The sequence below is a fragment of the Psychrobacter alimentarius genome (genome assembly GCF_001606025.1).
GTDB classification, from domain to species: Bacteria; Pseudomonadota; Gammaproteobacteria; order Pseudomonadales; family Moraxellaceae; genus Psychrobacter; species Psychrobacter alimentarius.
In genome coordinates this window covers 583,481-599,814 of record NZ_CP014945.1, presented here as the reverse complement: position 1 = coordinate 599,814, position 16,334 = coordinate 583,481, and the positions used below count along the sequence as shown (strand labels likewise).

Sequence of the window (16,334 nt, the reverse complement as noted above, 5' to 3'; positions counted from 1 at the left end):
TCAAAAAAGAAAATGTATTGGCCGCAACCAATTGTAAAAAACCTTGTGATATTTATTTAATTATTGACGTGGTATGGACTATGAAAGTAAGAATTTTGAGCGTCGGCAACAAAATGCCTAACTGGGTGCAAACAGGTTTTGATGAATACCATAAACGTATTCAACCCATGCTCAGTACAGACATCATCGAAATCGCGGCCGCCAAGCGAGCAAAAACCCCCTCAGATGCCAATTTAGCACAGTATCGTGAACAAGAGGGTCAAGCCATTTTGGCAGCTCATAATGCCACTGGGCGCGAACAATTATGGGTATTGGACGTCAAAGGTAAAATGCTTTCGACAGAAGGCTTGGCGGATAAACTATCAGATGCGATGCAACAAGGGGATGATATTGCTTTGGTCATTGGCGGCGCAGATGGTGTCTCACCTGAAGTACTGGCAAAAGCCGATGTAAAATGGTCGTTATCTGCGCTGACATTGCCACATCCTCTCGTACGAGTTGTCTTGATGGAGCAGTTGTATCGAGCGATGAGTATCAATAACAACCATCCTTATCATCGCGGTAATTAGGCAAAGTCCAGTTCGCGATAAATTATCTGAAAATAACCATGACAAAACAGATTGAAAAACTGACGTGCGCCCTAATAACTGGAACATGAAATATCCAAAACGCGCAATACCTAACGCCTCTCATCCCACTTCACAACCTGGCGACCATCATGGTCACACGTTGCAGTCCATCACGTCTGCCGATGCTTGGGAAGACACGTCTGCTATAATCTCTAAGGCAGCTAACTTGGCTAAACTGCCAGCCTTGTTTATCTCGCATGGCGCACCCACGCTTGCGATTGAACAATCTGCTACAACCAGTGCATTGGCACGTATCGGGCAAAACTTACCCAAGCCACGTGCCATCGTTATTATGTCCGCACATTGGCAGTCAGCCAAGCTTGAGATAAGTAGCAACCCTCAACCGAAAACGTGGCATGATTTTTCAGGCTTTGCGCCTGAGCTATATGAGCTACAGTATCCTGCTGCTGGTCAGCCAGCGCTTGCTGAATCGCTCGCGCATCAGCTTACTGCGCGCGGTATTAGGTGCAGCATCAATCCGATGCGTGCTTGTGACCATGGTGTTTGGGCCCCGCTTATCCATATGTATCCACAAGCAGACATACCAATCGTACAGATATCTTTACCACAGCATTATGACAGCATTGCTTGCTATCAGCTGGGCGCACAGCTTGCACGTCTGCGCGAAGAGCAGATACTTATTATCGGTTCAGGGAGCATCACGCACAACTTGCAAGCCCTGCGTTGGCAAGCGGACAGTATTGATAAGGCGGCAAAAGACTTTAAAGATTGGCTATTACAGCACATTAAGACAGACATTCCTACTGCGCTAGATTGGCAACAGTACCCCAATTATAAGCATGTTCACCCAAGTGATGAGCATTTGCTACCACTGTTCTTTGCTTTAGGTGCGGGTCAACGTGTCTCTGTCGTGCATCAAAGTATGGCACATCATAGTTTGGGGATGGATATTTATCGCTTCGATTAATTAATAGCTATTTAATCAAAGCGTACAAATCTACTTCTTAAAGGCAGGTTTGGTAAATAAACCAGCACGTTCCATCTCACCTGCCAGACTCAATAGTGTCGCTTCATCATTCATACTTCCAATGAGCTGCATACCAATTGGCAAACCTTTTTTACTCATACCGACGGGCACTGACATGGCTGGCAATCCTGTGACGTTACCCAGCAAGGTAAAGCCCATTTTGCTCAGTACTGGTTGACTCAGCTTTTCAATCATCCCTGAGCGAAAGGCATGTTTTCCCACATTTATACCCTTGTTGAGCCAGCCTGCACTACGCATCATCATCTCATCCATACGACTTGGTGGCAGCACGCCATGTTTGACAGCAGGCGTGGGTACTGTCGGGGATAAAATCATGTCATAAGTGTCCAATAACAGGCCCGTTTGATACTGACTGTGGTGCCAACCGTGCTTGGCATGAACCAAATCAGCTGCTGATAGCGAACGTCCTAGCAGCGCCATATTGTAGGTTTGCGGCTCTAGGTTTTTGATATGAGCAGCCCCAAATTCCCGCTCGATATTATCAATCGTAAAGGCAGTATGCGCACAGACCACGACGATAAAGTCATGCCAAAACTGCTCTATATTGATCTTTGGCTCACAAGGTATTACCTTATGACCCATAGACTCTAGTTGCTTGGCCGTTTTCTCAAGTACGGCGAGCACTTCTTTGTCCACCACTGTATTGACAATCAATGGCTGCTGTTGCAAAGCGATTTTTAATGGCCTTGGCGCATGCATTGCTGCCTGCAAAAACGTCCCATCTGGCGGGGCAATCACGTAAGGTGCACCGATCTCTGCGCCATTCGTAGCGTCGAGCATCGCGGCGCTGTCACGTACCGAACGTGTAATCACGTGATCAGCAACTGCGCCTTCCCAACCTTCACCATATCTCGGTCCCATTGGATTACGCCCACGACTGGGTTTGAGTCCAAACACACCGCACCAAGCAGCTGGAAAACGTATCGAACCACCACCGTCACCAGCGCCCGCCATCGGTACAATGCCGCTTGCGACTGCTGCTGCACTGCCGCCCGACGATCCACCTGCGCTATAGCCTTTCTTGAAAGGGTTATGAGTAGCGCCATGCGCTTTTGGCTCAGTCGTGATAATCAAACCAAACTCAGGCGTATTGGTCTTACCAAAGGTGTTAACGCCCGTGGCTTTCATCCGTTTGACGATTTCGCTGTCGTTTTCTGAGAGGATATTGACGCTGCGACTGCCCATCGTAATCGGTTCATCCGCGAAGCTAAATGACAAATCTTTTAGCAGATAAGGCACGCCTGTAAACACGCCTTTTGGCAATCCTGCTTGCGCGGAATTGTAAGCGCGCTCATCAAAACGGTGAACAATGGCATTCAGCTTAGGATTGAGTTTATTGGCCTGATAAACGGCCGCATCCAGCAACTCCTTTGCACTGACTTCACCTGAGTTGACCAATGCCGCTAAGGCTAATCCATCATACTGAGTGTATTCTTTAAACATAACTGACCGTCCTTGGAGAGTAATTAAAATGAGATTGACTAAAATTGTTGCCTACTTATCTTATAAACCACTGTCAGTTTAGTATAAAAAATGGCTCCTTATAATCGATAAACAAACTGATTGGTCATTTGGGGATTGGATCAAGCTCATAGTTTTGTAAATAAACCCAGTTTTGATAAATCAAAGCATGACTGATCATAGAAATTCGTTTTGGATTCTCCATTTGTGAAAATATGATTAAGCTCATTTCATAAAAAAACGAGCCACTTTTGTGACTCGTCTTTTTGCTATAGTGAGTTTTAGTATAAAATTGATACCTGTTCCGCGTTGCAATATAAAGGTTCTGTTTTATTTGGAATCGACTGTATCTACTGAAACCTAAACGCTACATCAGCAGTTCACGCTTACCGCTTTTACCCATTGAGCTGACCAATCCGGCCTCCTCCATAGAGTCCACAATACGCGCTGCACGGTTATAGCCAATGCTAAATTTACGCTGGATACTCGAAGCAGAGACTTTACGCGTTTCCATAATAAAGGCCACCGCATCGTTATACAGTCCATCATCTTCGCCAGAAGCATTGTTTGCACTACCACCACCATTACCACCTGGGCTAGATAATTCAAAGTTGCCAGCCATGTTGTCAATATAATCCGGTGCGCCGCGCTCACGCCACGCATCACAGACACGGTTGACCTCTTCGTCGCTGACATAAGCGCCGTGTACACGGTCAGGTTCAATTTGGCCAGGGCCTAGGAAGAGCATATCACCATTGCCTAACATGTCCTCAGCGCCGCCACTGTCCAAAATCGTCCGTGAGTCGACCTTTGAGTTGACACGTAGGGCAGCACGTACGGGAATATTAGCTTTGATCAAACCAGTAATCACATCTACCGATGGGCGCTGAGTGGCAAGCATCAAATGAATACCCGCTGCTCGGGATTTCTGCGCTAAGCGTGTAATCAATTCTTCTGCCTGCTTACCGACCTGCATAATCATGTCAGCAAACTCATCTGCGACAATGACAATCATAGGCAAGGTTTTAAGCTTTGGTGCTTGACTGATGCTGACACTGTCATTGGGCCGCCACAAAGGATCAAGCATAGGATTGCCCGCTTTTTCCGCCGCGATGACTTTTTTATTAAACTCATTGAGCTTACGAACCTTGAGCAGACTCATCAACTGGTAACGGCGCTCCATCTCCGCCACGCACCATGAGAGACTACTGGCCGCCTCGGTCATATCAGTGACGACTGGTGTCAGTAGATGCGGGATATCATTGTAGTTAGCAAGCTCTAACTGCTTTGGATCAATCAAGATAAGACGCAGCTCATTGGGTGTGTATTTGAGTAGCATTGACAACAACATGGAGTTGACCAATACCGATTTACCAGAACCAGTCGTACCTGCAACCAACATGTGCGGTGCACGGGCAAGATCGGTAATAATTGGATTGCCGCCGATGTCTTTACCCATCGCCATACTGATTTGCGCTTTGGGATCTTTGAACTTCTCGGTATTGAGTAGCTCAATCAAACGCACCATTTCACGCTGTTTGTTAGGTACTTCGATACCAATATAAGGCTTGCCAGGAATCACCTCAACCACACGCAAAGACGCCATCGATAATGAACGCGCCAAGTCACGTGAAATACCCGTAACCTTGCTGGCTTTAATACCAGGAGCCAGCTCAACTTCAAAGCGTGTCACTACTGGGCCTGGGATAGCATTAACTACCGACGCTTTTACGTTAAACTCTTGCAACTTGATCTCTAACAGCTCAGAGAGCTGCTCAAGCTCAGCTATGGTATAGCTAGGCTTACGATCTGGATCTGGCTTATCAAGAATAGACATCTCTGGAATAGGCGTAAGGCTGCTGCGATATTGTGCCGTCTGCATCGAGCGTGACTTTCGACTAAAGGCATCATCATCGCTAATATGCGGCATGATTGATGTATCAGTGTCTTCATCTTCTGGCATCATATCAGTGATATGGTTGCTGCTATCCCCTTCTGGTACGGCAAAACTCATCGTCGGTTTGACTGGCTGCGTGTTTTTCGCAGCATTAGCAACATCAATAGTGTCTACCGTTGGCGCTGCTGTTGGATTGGTAGGCGGTGTATTGGTTGGTGTCATATCTATCGCTTCTGACACCGCGGCTACGCTGTCTAATGCTGGCGAAGCAACTGCTAATGCCGCCACCTCGGTTGACGTATCACTGTTTGATAACTCAGCCTGACTGCTAGACAGAGGCTCATTGGGCTGGACGGTTTGCGTTTCCATAGCAGGTTCTAAAACATCAGCATGCTCTGCTAGCCATGCATCTGCTAATGTATCAACAGCTATTGTAGTGTCTTCTGATGTTGATAATACAGCGTCAGTACTGGCTGTTTCGTTATACAGTTGCTCCTTGACAGAAGGCTGAATGATCTTTGTTTTGGGTCTCGCAGTGATTGGTTCTACAGACGGCTCTGCCTCTATTGTAGAGGTAGATGCTGGCGTAGATTCCGCTATCACTTCTAAATCTGTTGGCTCGTTTTTGACGAATTCATTTTTTAACGATTCACTTTTTATAGGCTCAGAGCTCATATCATCAGAAGTCAGAGCAGCAGTATCAGAATGACTCATGCTATTGGCACTATAGGCCATCTGCTCACTCGCCAACAAATCATCGACCGTATTGGCATCATTCCATGCAAAGCTTGGTTCAACTTTACGGACAGGCGCTATGACAGGATTTGATGATGAATGTGTTTGATTATCTATACTCTCAGTCGTACCGTTTTTTAGTGGTTCAGTCTCTAAAGAATCAGGTTTTTCATGACCAGATAAGGCAGTCTGGGTTGCTGTTGTGGCTTGTGTCGCTGCGGCCATAGAGGCTCTGACACTATCAGAAAGCCCAGACTTCACCAAAAAGTCTGACAAGACGTTGCTAAACCGACCGCTTTTATCGGTAGCCTGCTCAGAAGATTGCAAGGCCAAGGGCAACTGCTCATAAGCTGGCGCTTCTTGATCTGGATTCGCCCCTGTGGTGACTTTGCCCTTCGTGTTTAATACTTCTCTGTTTTGAGTGACTGCTACGGTATCTTGTGTGTTTTCTTTTTTTACACCTGAACCAAACCAAGACAGGGCGGTGATTTTCTGATAAATCGTCATCCAATGAATGTTAAAGGCAAAGGTCGCGGTGAGAACGACAAACACCATCAAGAAAACCACACTCCCCCACTGCGTTAAGAGCTGTGCTAAACGCACCTGCAACTCAAGACCAATGATGCCACCCGCCACTCCTTCAAGTGCTGTCGCGGTAGGATTGGTGAATTGTTGCACTAAAGCTACGAGCTGGGCAAACAAGGCACTGGCACTTAATAATAAGAAGACATAAGCGACCAAACGCATCAGCCAAAACGTAGGCTTATTGTCCCACCAAATAAGGATAGACTCATAAATCAAAAATGCCAGCAGCCACCATGCACCAAAACCAAAGAAGCTGTAGAGCAAGTCGGACAACCACGCACCTGTCTCACCGCCCATATTATTGATTGTGGTCATATCACTACTGATGTGTGACCAACTCGGATCGTTACCCGTATACGTCATCAAAATGACGAACAGATAAACGGCCAGTATTAACCCAAGGAGGGTAAATATTCCTTTTTTCAAATACTCAATAAGCGGTGCTGATATCACGTAAGATCTGCCTTGTTATTAATACTAAATGGTCGCCGCATGACTAAGCCTAATCATGCTGACATAAAGTGCTGACATAAATATACCTAGCAACAGGGTTAAGAGCCATTATTGATTCCGACAATGGTGAATAACGATGGTCTTTTTACTCTAACTGTACTTGGCATAACTTCTTATAATAACAAATAGATAGGTATGGTGGCGACAGTCTTCTAAAGAAAGCAGGCAAGAAAGTCAGTCAATCTGCGATTTATGCATAAAACCGTACAATTAGTACAAACAGCTGATAGGATAACGCTAACAATTTTGCGTAAACTCTATAAAATAACCATTATTTATTAAGGCCAAACGTCAAGGCAAACATGCTTTGATTATAGTGATGCCTGTGTTTGTTTTAGCAAACTTGCACTTTTGGGTCTATGCCCTTATGTTATTATCACATTGCAATTAAACAAACCAAAACAGTCTCATTTTTTGAAATTTTTTATAACATTTATCATTCTTATTTTTAATTCGTATATTTAGCAAGGAACAAACTCATGGCAACTGATAATACTGCTCCACGTCACGAAAAGCTTATTATTCTAGGATCAGGCCCTGCTGGCTATTCTGCTGCAGTCTATGCCGCACGTGCCAACCTCAAACCTGTGATGGTCACAGGCTTGGAAGTGGGTGGACAATTAACCACCACTACAGAAGTCGATAACTGGCCAGGGGATGCTCATGATTTAACAGGTCCTGCGTTGATGGATCGTATGAAAGCCCACGCTGAGCGCTTTGGTACTGAGTTGGTCTATGATCATGTCAACGAAGTAAACTTAAACGTACGTCCTTTTCAGTTGGTCGGTAATAACGGCACTTATACTTGTGATGCTCTAATTATCTCAACAGGCGCGTCTGCTCAATACTTGGGCATAGAGTCAGAAACCAAGTTTAGAGGTTTGGGTGTATCGGCTTGTGCCACTTGTGATGGTTTTTTCTATAAAGATCAAAAAGTCGCTGTGATTGGCGGTGGTAACACTGCTGTAGAAGAGGCTTTATACCTGTCTAATATCGCGTCTGAAGTGACGCTCGTGCATCGCCGTGATAGCTTACGTTCTGAAAAAATTCTACAAGACAAATTATTTGAAAAAGCCAAAAATGGCAATATCAAAATCGAGTGGAATCATCAAGTCAAAGAAGTCGTTGGCGACGACATGGGCGTGAATGGTGTCATCATTGAGTCTATGATTGATGGCAGCACCAAACAGCTAGATACCATGGGTATGTTTGTGGCGATTGGTCATAAGCCTAATACAGATTTGTTTAAAGATCAGCTCGATATGAAAGACGGCTATCTTATAGTCAAAAGTGGCCTAAATGGTAACGCCACGCAAACCAGTATTGAAGGCGTGTTTGCTGCTGGCGATGTTGCAGACCATGTGTATCGTCAAGCCATTACTTCTGCGGGCACAGGCTGTATGGCAGCGCTGGATGCTGAGAAGTACCTGGACGCTATTGGTGAAACGATGGCAACTGACCACACCTACGCATCAACATTGACCGCTGATCAAGAATCCTAAATGGGCAATATCACTCTACCAAACGATCAAAACATCACGCCTGAGACCTTAAAAAGTCTTGGGCGTTATGACTTCCCTGATCCTACCTCTATCGATCCTGAAGGGATTGGTCTCGTTGCCATGGGTGGCGATCTGGCATCTGACACGCTGATTTCTGCTTACGCGCAGGGACTGTTTCCTTGGTTTAATGAAGACGAGCCCATCGCTTGGTGGTGTCCTGAACCAAGATGTGTGGTGGTGCCCTCCGACTACCAACCAAGCAAGTCTTTACGCAAACAAGCAAGACGCGAACGTTGGCAGTTGACCTTGAATCAGGCATTTGATGATGTCATCCGTGCCTGTAGCTTACCGCGTAGTGATGGGCTTCCTGAAGGTGAGCACACTTGGATCCATGAAGAGATGATCGAGGCCTATACCAATCTTCATGCGCAAGGTTTTGCCCATAGCATTGAGGTATGGAATGATCAAGGACAGCTTATAGGTGGACTTTATGGCTTAAAGCTTGGCGGCATATATTTTGGCGAGTCCATGTTCCATTATGTATCCAACGCCTCCAAGCTGGCTTTTTGGGGATTAATGCGGCTATGCGAACAAAGTCAGGTCGCTCTTGTTGACTGTCAGTTACCGAATGATCATCTGATGAGTTTGGGTGCCACTACCGTACCTCGAGCTGAGTTTCTTACTCAGTTAGATACTTTAATAAGGGCCGGCTCGGTCAAATGGCAAAAAGACGCTTATATACCACTACCCGTCTCATTACTTGATACACCAACCCCTTGGCAGCGTAAATTGAGTTAATTGTTCCTACTGTCTTATTCCCACTCATAGCTTCCAACGAGAGTATTATGTCCCCTGACAATTCCTTTTTATTGATTGGTGCTCTAGCAACAAAAGCCAATACAACTAAAGATACTGTGCGCCACTATGATCAACTAGGCTTACTAAAATCTCGCAAACGTCAAGCAGGCTCACGTCTATATACTGAGTTCCATCCAGAATGCGTGGAACGTATTGAACTGATCAAAAGCGCACAGGCTATTGGTTTTACCCTGACTGAAATCAAAGACAGTCTTAATGATTATTACGACGGTCAGCTCGATATCGATCTGCAGCTGATGCTTACTCAGCAAAAATTGGCACAAGTACGAAAGCAACAAGCCAACATCAGTGTGATGGTAGAATTGCTCAGCGAGCGTGTCGAGGTACTAGAGTATATGAAAGCAGATCATGGCTCCAAAATTGACGTTGAAACGTGCAAAAAAAAATACATGAACAATGAGCAAAATCATACTGATTCATTGACCAACTCTTCTTCTAATTTTGAGTAACGCATTGGCACGTACCTACTCGCTACTTCTACGTATACACTCGTTGCATGATCAACGCATCGATAGCCGCTTTATCTTTTAGTTGATAGTAGCCTTTACGCCTATGAATCACTACAAACTGTTGCTGCTCATACAAAGCGATCGCTGGAATATTATCCGCCCGTACTTCGAGCAAAAGGTTTTCTACTTGTCTATGGAGCAGTTCACTATTTAACTTGTCAAACAGTTGTGACGCAATGCCTTGGCGTTGATAGTTAGGATGGGTGCCAATACGCAATATCTCAGCTTGCTCAAAAATAACTTGGTATAAGCAATAGCTCATGACTGTTTGATCGAGGGCAGTACTTGACTGTTTATCATAAACAATCAGTATTGCGGTACTGTCTTGCTCAAGCAAAGTAATCAGTGTCTGATACGTCCATGCATCATGCGGCTGAACCACTGCTTCTATATCAGCTACTGCTTGAATGGTCTGCTGATAGTCGACTGCATGTACTGATACATTCTCTATGACAACCACAGTTTCTCCTTTTATTTTGATAATGTTTAGTCTACTACAGACGCTATGTAGAATAGGCATTGTTCATGTAGACAGATATTATTTCTATAGTCAATCCACTATAAAATATATACAGTGCTGCTAACGTCATATTTTCTTGCTTGCTGTGCCTTCGCAGACAGAGGCGAAAAAAATATATCGTTGGCAGTCCAGCATCATTGTTGTAACTTTTTTATTTAAGATTAGCTATATTATGAAATCACTTTTTCATATCCAAAAAAAAGCCACCCTCAAATAGAGGGTGGCTTTCTTATAACTAACTCAAGTTCTCATTACTGAGACTGATGGATTAGTTCAATACGTTAGCAACAACACCAGCGCCTACAGTACGGCCACCTTCACGAATTGCGAAGCGAAGACCTTTGTCCATAGCGATTGGGTGGATAAGCTCTACGCCCATTTCAACGTTATCACCAGGCATAACCATTTCAGTACCGTCTTGTAATTGGATTGCGCCAGTTACGTCAGTGGTACGGAAGTAGAACTGTGGACGATAGCCGTTTAGGAATGGTGTGTGACGACCACCCTCTTCTTTTGACAGTACGTATACTTCTGCGTCAAACTTGGTGTGAGGCGTGATTGAACCTGGCTTAGCTAGTACTTGGCCACGTTGTACGTCTTCACGCTTAGTACCACGTAGTAGTACGCCACAGTTTTCGCCTGCACGACCTTCGTCAAGCAGTTTACGGAACATCTCTACACCAGTACAGGTGGTTTTTTGAGTGTCACGGATACCAACGATTTCGATCTCGTCACCAACTTTTACGATACCAGACTCAACACGACCAGTTACTACGGTACCACGGCCTGAGATTGAGAATACGTCTTCGATTGGCATTAGGAATGCTTTATCGATGTCACGCTCTGGCTCTGGGATGTAGGTGTCTAGTACGCCTAATAGTTCTACTACTGCTGGCTCACCATACTTGTCTTCTGAACCTTTTAGGGCTTCAGTGGCTGATCCTTTGATGATTGGGGTGTCATCACCTGGGAAGTCATAGTCGTTCAATAATTCACGAACTTCCATTTCTACTAGTTCTAGTAGTTCTTCGTCATCTACCATGTCACATTTGTTCATGAATACGATGATGTATGGTACGCCAACCTGACGTGATAGCAAGATGTGCTCACGTGTTTGTGGCATTGGGCCGTCAGTTGCTGATACTACTAAGATTGCACCGTCCATCTGGGCAGCACCAGTGATCATGTTTTTAACATAATCGGCGTGACCTGGGCAATCAACGTGAGCGTAGTGACGTGCTTCAGTGTCATATTCTACGTGTGAGGTGTTGATGGTGATACCACGTGCTTTTTCTTCAGGGGCTGAGTCAATAGACGCGTAGTCTTTGGCTTCGCCGCCAGAAGTTTTTGCAGCTACTGTTGCGATTGCAGCAGTTAGGGTTGTTTTACCATGGTCAACGTGTCCGATGGTACCGACGTTGACGTGTGGCTTGTTACGTTCAAACTTGGCCTTTGCCATGGGTAATTCCTCTTTTTTTAGTGAATGATCAATAAAAAGCTGTTTAGTGGCTCATAATAGAATCAAATCATCATAAACCTAGCTATCAACCGCACGAACCACTGCTAAAACAATGCTTCGAACCAATCTTTTGTATCGGTTATTATACGCTGACTTATCTTAAATAGTCATACATCTCATAATCGAAAACAATTTTGCTGTATTATAGACAAAGATCTAAATTGTTTGTAACACCAATCATCGTTATTCTATCTTGATATGCAGAACAGCTATATTAGCTGGCTGACATCATCAAACAATCTGTAAAATCCGTCAACATATGGAAAAGCAATCCAATTCCAATAATATTGAAAGGCTTGCGGAAAAAAAGCAAAACAATATAGACGAGCATTGCATAATAAGTATGTAACGGATGAAAATTAATGCTGCATCTATTGGCTTGAAAAATTGGATTCGCTACTAAGTGGTCTACATCCACTAACATTGTCGCGAGTAAAATCAAGTATGCCTTTTTCCACTCTTTTTTAAAGAATATAACTGCGATAAAAAGCGGAAAGCCAAAATGCAAAAAATAATGTATAAACGTCTGCATGCTTGTTTATTTGTTCCCACCTTATCGATATCAAATCATTCAGATCAATAAGTTGTTAATATGCTGACAGCACTAAAAGGCAACACCTCAGTGTCACCTTTGAATCATTACCTATCGCACTAACTTTATATATTTCAATATTTTATAATTTCAACGTCGATGCAAGGCTATATTAATAGCATGGCGAGCACAAAAGATGTAAATAATAAATGGAGCTCATATCGAGAATTGAACTCGAGACCTCTCCCTTACCAAGGGAGTGCTCTACCGCTGAGCTATATGAGCAAATTTTAGTCAACCAACAAGTTGCACTAAAAAAAATATCACGACACAGTACTAAAGAACTGGCTGTCGTGATGAATTATTTATAACTTTTGCGATGGTGTATATATGGAGCGGGTGGCGGGAATCGAACCCGCGTCATTAGCTTGGAAGGCTAAGGTGTTACCATTATACCACACCCGCAATTGCTCTTGTTCAAATAGACTCTAATCGAGAGTCTCTAGTATATAGAGCATGCTTGGCGCTATGACAAACTTTAAAATATGGTGGTGGGGGAAGGATTCGAACCTTCGAAGCTTTCGCGACAGATTTACAGTCTGTTGGGTTTGACCGCTCCCCAACCCCACCTTAGGTTGCTTTGAACAAAGATGACTTCAATTAAGGCAAATTCATAAAAAGCTACTTTAAGAGAGATGGTGCCGACTGCCGGGATCGAACTGGCGACCTACTGATTACAAGTCAGTTGCTCTACCAACTGAGCTAAGTCGGCTTGTTCTCTTAAAGTGGTGGCTATTCTATCAAATATTTTGAAAGACGCAAGTACTTTTTCATATTTTTTATCATTATTTTCATAATAATTTTTAAGTTATTGATTATAATAATTTTTTCAAAAATAAAAGTACGCATCTTTATTCTACTGATGGCTTTATACCGTTTTTTATATGGCATCGTTAACGAATACGCAAACCATTACAGGCCATTTCTACGGCTTTTATCAAGGCCAACGCTTTTTTATTGGTTTCCTCCCACTCTGCTTCTGGCACTGAATCAGCGACCACCCCTGCTCCTGCCTGAATATGAATCTCACCACGGCGCATTACTGCGGTACGAATAGCGATAGCCGTGTCCATGTTGCCATGCCAACCAAGATACCCTACTGACCCGCCAAACACTGTTCGACGCACTGGCTCTAGCTCATCGATAATTTGCATGGCGCGAATTTTGGGTGCGCCCGATAGCGTTCCTGCAGGAAAAGTGGCACAGAATACGTCCAGTGCGTCTTTATCCGGTGATATGGTGCCCTCGACATTGGATGCAATGTGCATCACTTGTGAATAACGCTCAATAAACATTTTCTCAGTCACTTTGACGCTGCCATACTCGCAGACACGGCCAATGTCATTACGACCCAAATCAATGAGCATTAAATGCTCAGCGATTTCTTTCTCGTCAGTCAGCAGCTCTTGCTCAAGTGCCAAATCTTCTGCATCATCTTTACCCCGTTTGCGCGTACCCGCCAGCGGCCTGACAGTCACTTTGCCATTTTCGATACGCGATAGTATCTCAGGTGATGCACCAATGATGTCAAAGCGCTTATGATCGTCAAGCGTATAACCATGTACCAAAAACAGATAAGGAGAGGGGTTTAAAAACCGCAGAGCACGATACACTGCCAATGAGTCACCCAGATAATCAGCAGTGAGACGCTGCGCTGGAACGACTTGCATCACGTCACCTGCTGAGATGTAGTCCTTTATTTTATTGACATCGCTACAATACTTCTCTGCCCCTGTCTGCGATGTAAACACCGGTGTCGGCATAATTGGTGCACTCAGATTTGGCATTTCTGCCAATTTGTCTTCAATTTTTTCGAGCTCACGGATAGCAGTGCCATATCCATCTTCCGTATGACAGTCAGCGTAGACAATGATAGACAAGGTGTTTTCTAGAGTATCAAAAACGATCACACTCATTGATAGCATCAGCCACATGTCTGGCATCGACATGGGGTTTGGGGCATCAGACAGACCCACTGACGGCTCGATGACACGTACCATGTCATAACCAAAGTAACCAACCAACCCCCCACTAAAACTTGGTAAGGTCGGTATGTCATCTTCGGTTGGCATTTTATACTCTGCCATGAGCTTTCGGATATAATCGAAAGGATCATCTACCGGCTCTACATCGATATGGTCATTTTTTTTGATGGTCATATTGCCATCTGCGTATTGCAAAATCAGCTCACTACCTAGACCAATCATTGAGTATCGTGCCCAGCGCTCACCACCGACAACAGATTCAAATAAATATGCAGAACCATTCAAGTCGCGCACTTTAGAAAACACAGACACTGGCGTTTGTGCATCCATCAAACGTTTTTTTACCAGTGGTGCATGGCTAAAGCCACGGTCTTTAAACGCTTGATATTCTTTAAAGGTCATCATAGTAACGCTCTCTTAACAACATATTGGCAAAAGATAAGAACAATAAACACAATAGTAAAATGACAAACAAAATATAGCGTCAGCACTCTACTGAATGCTGACGCTATAAAAAATGGATCGTTATAAAAACTCACAGTAACTGATAATAATGGCTTTGTTACGACTGGATTATTAATACCTATGCCATAAATAGCTATGTCGCTGATGCTTATCTAACCTGCGGCTGCGCAATTATGACGAAGCCCACTGGCATTATCGCTGCTTAAACCGACTGATCAGTTACCGATTGAGTGATTGCTTGTATGTTTTAACTTCCCTTACTCTTACTAAGAATCGTATAAGGTACAAGCAAAGGGCTATCACTAGGCACCAGCGCCACCCATGTTAAACAGCCATAGGGCCACCCCAATGATAATCAAGGCGATAAATACCCATATAAACCAGCCGCCGCTTGGTTTTTTCTCCACTTGTTCTGTGGTCGCGGGATTATCGACTGCTTGATCCATTGCGTTATTACCCGTGGTACCAAGATCATGTCCTTGACCCAAATTGGCTGTACCTGAAAACTGCGCTGTAGCTGCTTGCTTGGCACGTAAAACTTCAGGATCTGCCTCTTCTTGTAGCTCCGTTTTGGTCGTCTTATCATGCTCAGGCTGAACGACCGGCTCTTCATGGATAGCTTGTTCTTTATGTACAGCTGGCTGCTCGGCCTCCACTAACGGCTCATGCTCAGTCGTTGGGGTTGGCGACGTTTCTAAAGTGTTGGCAGACTCGTGTGTCGCGGCTGTCGATGACGCATCTGATATGGTTGCATCACTATTGCTCGGTGTTGGCACCACCTCATCTTTAACAGGCAACATCTCTTCGATATTTGTTTTTTTCACGACGGTCTCCTGAGCGGCTGGCGCTTCAATGATTGGCTCTTCGACAACAGGCTCTTTAGCTACTGGCTTTTCAGCGATTGATTCGTCAGTGACTGGCGTTTCAACCACTGGCTCTTGAGTCACTGGTGCTTGAGTAATAGTCTCTTCGGCGATTGGCTCAGCCGCTACTACTGGTTCTTTAGTATTAGTATCAGTATCAATAATAGTCGCTGCGTCATCTGCCATCACTGGCGTCAATGCATCCGTTGATGTGTCCATCTCTGCATCGGCAACAGAGGTGTTGACCTGAAAATTAAAACTGGCAAAGCCAATCGTGTCATTTGCTTGTAAAAGGCTCGACATATTCCCTTCAATACGCTCATTATTGATAAACGTACCGTTTGATGAGTCTAAATCTTTCACATATAACTGACCATCCAAAACGCTTAGCACGGCATGATTGCGTGATACTTGCTTACTACCGAGCACGACATCATTGTCGCTACCACGACCAACAGACAAGCTTTCACTCACTGTCACCGTCAAATCCCCAAGCGCTTCTGTTAAAGCATTTAGCGCCCACGTGTTTGTTTTGCTTGTATCAAGCTCATCATGTATAGGGTTCGTCATGTCATCACTCCTTGTTTTTCTGTTGAATTCCAAAATATTCTGAATAATTACTACCAATTTTCTAAAGATTTACAATTATTTCGATATCAGTCATTTTCTAT

At 44.3% G+C, this 16,334-nt stretch carries 12 protein-coding genes and 4 tRNA genes; 5 read left to right on the top strand and 11 right to left on the bottom strand.

Going from position 1 to position 16,334, the window contains the following annotated elements; genetic code table 11:
- The first annotated feature begins 80 nt into the window (after positions 1–80).
- Together rlmH and A3K91_RS02525 are read left to right on the top strand one after the other, a co-directional pair.
- The gene (gene rlmH, locus A3K91_RS02530) at positions 81–569 is read left to right on the top strand and encodes a 23S rRNA (pseudouridine(1915)-N(3))-methyltransferase RlmH (RefSeq protein WP_062845825.1); all 489 of its coding nucleotides are present in this window, start codon (positions 81–83) and stop codon (positions 567–569) included.
- Positions 570–654: 85 nt separating this feature from the next.
- The gene (locus A3K91_RS02525) at positions 655–1,557 is read left to right on the top strand and encodes a DODA-type extradiol aromatic ring-opening family dioxygenase (protein ID WP_084387233.1); all 903 of its coding nucleotides are present in this window, start codon (positions 655–657) and stop codon (positions 1,555–1,557) included.
- A gap of 30 nt (positions 1,558–1,587) precedes the next feature.
- Here A3K91_RS02525 and A3K91_RS02520 read toward each other — a convergent pair whose 3' ends face one another.
- Together A3K91_RS02520 and A3K91_RS02515 are read right to left on the bottom strand one after the other, a co-directional pair.
- Entirely contained in the window at positions 1,588–3,081 is a 1,494-nt protein-coding gene (locus A3K91_RS02520; RefSeq protein ID WP_062843873.1) for an amidase, read from the bottom strand.
- A gap of 385 nt (positions 3,082–3,466) precedes the next feature.
- Positions 3,467–6,769, bottom strand: coding sequence for a DNA translocase FtsK (locus tag A3K91_RS02515; RefSeq protein ID WP_062843872.1), 3,303 nt, complete (start codon positions 6,767–6,769; stop codon positions 3,467–3,469).
- Between the two features lie 539 nt (positions 6,770–7,308).
- On the opposite strand from A3K91_RS02515, the gene trxB reads away from it, so the two are divergent.
- From trxB to A3K91_RS02500, 3 genes are read left to right on the top strand one after another with little or no spacing between them, the layout of a single operon-like run.
- Positions 7,309–8,331 carry a thioredoxin-disulfide reductase gene (trxB, locus tag A3K91_RS02510; RefSeq protein WP_062843871.1) on the top strand — a complete coding sequence of 341 codons (1,023 nt, stop codon included), beginning with the start codon at positions 7,309–7,311 and terminating at the stop codon, positions 8,329–8,331.
- Positions 8,332–9,129, top strand: a complete 798-nt coding sequence (gene aat / locus A3K91_RS02505) for a leucyl/phenylalanyl-tRNA--protein transferase (RefSeq protein ID WP_062843870.1) — start codon at positions 8,332–8,334, stop codon at positions 9,127–9,129.
- 47 nt (positions 9,130–9,176) lie between these two features.
- Entirely contained in the window at positions 9,177–9,659 is a 483-nt protein-coding gene (locus A3K91_RS02500) for a MerR family transcriptional regulator (RefSeq protein WP_062843869.1), read from the top strand.
- 28 nt (positions 9,660–9,687) lie between these two features.
- Here A3K91_RS02500 and rimI read toward each other — a convergent pair whose 3' ends face one another.
- The 9 genes from rimI to A3K91_RS02455 form a co-directional block, all read right to left on the bottom strand.
- Complete coding sequence (gene rimI / locus A3K91_RS02495; RefSeq protein ID WP_062843868.1) at positions 9,688–10,179, bottom strand: ribosomal protein S18-alanine N-acetyltransferase; 492 nt, start codon at positions 10,177–10,179, stop codon at positions 9,688–9,690.
- Positions 10,180–10,507: 328 nt separating this feature from the next.
- Positions 10,508–11,698 carry an elongation factor Tu gene (gene tuf / locus A3K91_RS02490; RefSeq protein ID WP_062843867.1) on the bottom strand — a complete coding sequence of 397 codons (1,191 nt, stop codon included), beginning with the start codon at positions 11,696–11,698 and terminating at the stop codon, positions 10,508–10,510.
- Positions 11,699–11,972: 274 nt separating this feature from the next.
- Positions 11,973–12,290, bottom strand: coding sequence for a DUF6122 family protein (locus tag A3K91_RS14175; protein WP_062843866.1), 318 nt, complete (start codon positions 12,288–12,290; stop codon positions 11,973–11,975).
- A 210-nt stretch (positions 12,291–12,500) separates the two neighbouring features.
- Positions 12,501–12,575, bottom strand: a tRNA-Thr gene (locus tag A3K91_RS02480).
- A gap of 106 nt (positions 12,576–12,681) precedes the next feature.
- Positions 12,682–12,755 (bottom strand) — tRNA-Gly (locus A3K91_RS02475).
- Positions 12,756–12,836: 81 nt separating this feature from the next.
- Positions 12,837–12,920: transfer RNA gene (locus A3K91_RS02470), tRNA-Tyr, on the bottom strand.
- Positions 12,921–12,986: 66 nt separating this feature from the next.
- Positions 12,987–13,062, bottom strand: a tRNA-Thr gene (locus A3K91_RS02465).
- A 181-nt stretch (positions 13,063–13,243) separates the two neighbouring features.
- On the bottom strand, positions 13,244–14,740 hold the full coding sequence (gene trpE / locus A3K91_RS02460; protein ID WP_062843865.1) for an anthranilate synthase component I: 1,497 nt from the start codon (positions 14,738–14,740) through the stop codon (positions 13,244–13,246).
- 362 nt (positions 14,741–15,102) lie between these two features.
- A complete protein-coding gene (locus tag A3K91_RS02455) occupies positions 15,103–16,233 on the bottom strand; it encodes an FHA domain-containing protein (RefSeq protein ID WP_062843864.1) in 1,131 nt (376 codons plus the stop codon).
- Positions 16,234–16,334: the final 101 nt, after the last annotated feature.

What these genes read in the sequence shown, in the direction of transcription:
- rlmH (WP_062845825.1), top strand. Translation starts at nt 81, where the DNA reads ATGAAAGTAAGAATTTTGAGCGTCGGCAACAAAATGCCTAACTGGGTG.
- A3K91_RS02525 (WP_084387233.1), top strand. Translation starts at nt 655, where the DNA reads ATGAAATATCCAAAACGCGCAATACCTAACGCCTCTCATCCCACTTCA.
- A3K91_RS02520 (WP_062843873.1), bottom strand. Translation starts at nt 3,081, where the DNA reads ATGTTTAAAGAATACACTCAGTATGATGGATTAGCCTTAGCGGCATTG.
- trxB (WP_062843871.1), top strand. Translation starts at nt 7,309, where the DNA reads ATGGCAACTGATAATACTGCTCCACGTCACGAAAAGCTTATTATTCTA.
- aat (WP_062843870.1), top strand. Translation starts at nt 8,332, where the DNA reads ATGGGCAATATCACTCTACCAAACGATCAAAACATCACGCCTGAGACC.
- A3K91_RS02500 (WP_062843869.1), top strand. Translation starts at nt 9,177, where the DNA reads ATGTCCCCTGACAATTCCTTTTTATTGATTGGTGCTCTAGCAACAAAA.
- tuf (WP_062843867.1), bottom strand. Translation starts at nt 11,698, where the DNA reads ATGGCAAAGGCCAAGTTTGAACGTAACAAGCCACACGTCAACGTCGGT.
- A3K91_RS14175 (WP_062843866.1), bottom strand. Translation starts at nt 12,290, where the DNA reads ATGCAGACGTTTATACATTATTTTTTGCATTTTGGCTTTCCGCTTTTT.
- trpE (WP_062843865.1), bottom strand. Translation starts at nt 14,740, where the DNA reads ATGATGACCTTTAAAGAATATCAAGCGTTTAAAGACCGTGGCTTTAGC.
- A3K91_RS02455 (WP_062843864.1), bottom strand. Translation starts at nt 16,233, where the DNA reads ATGACGAACCCTATACATGATGAGCTTGATACAAGCAAAACAAACACG.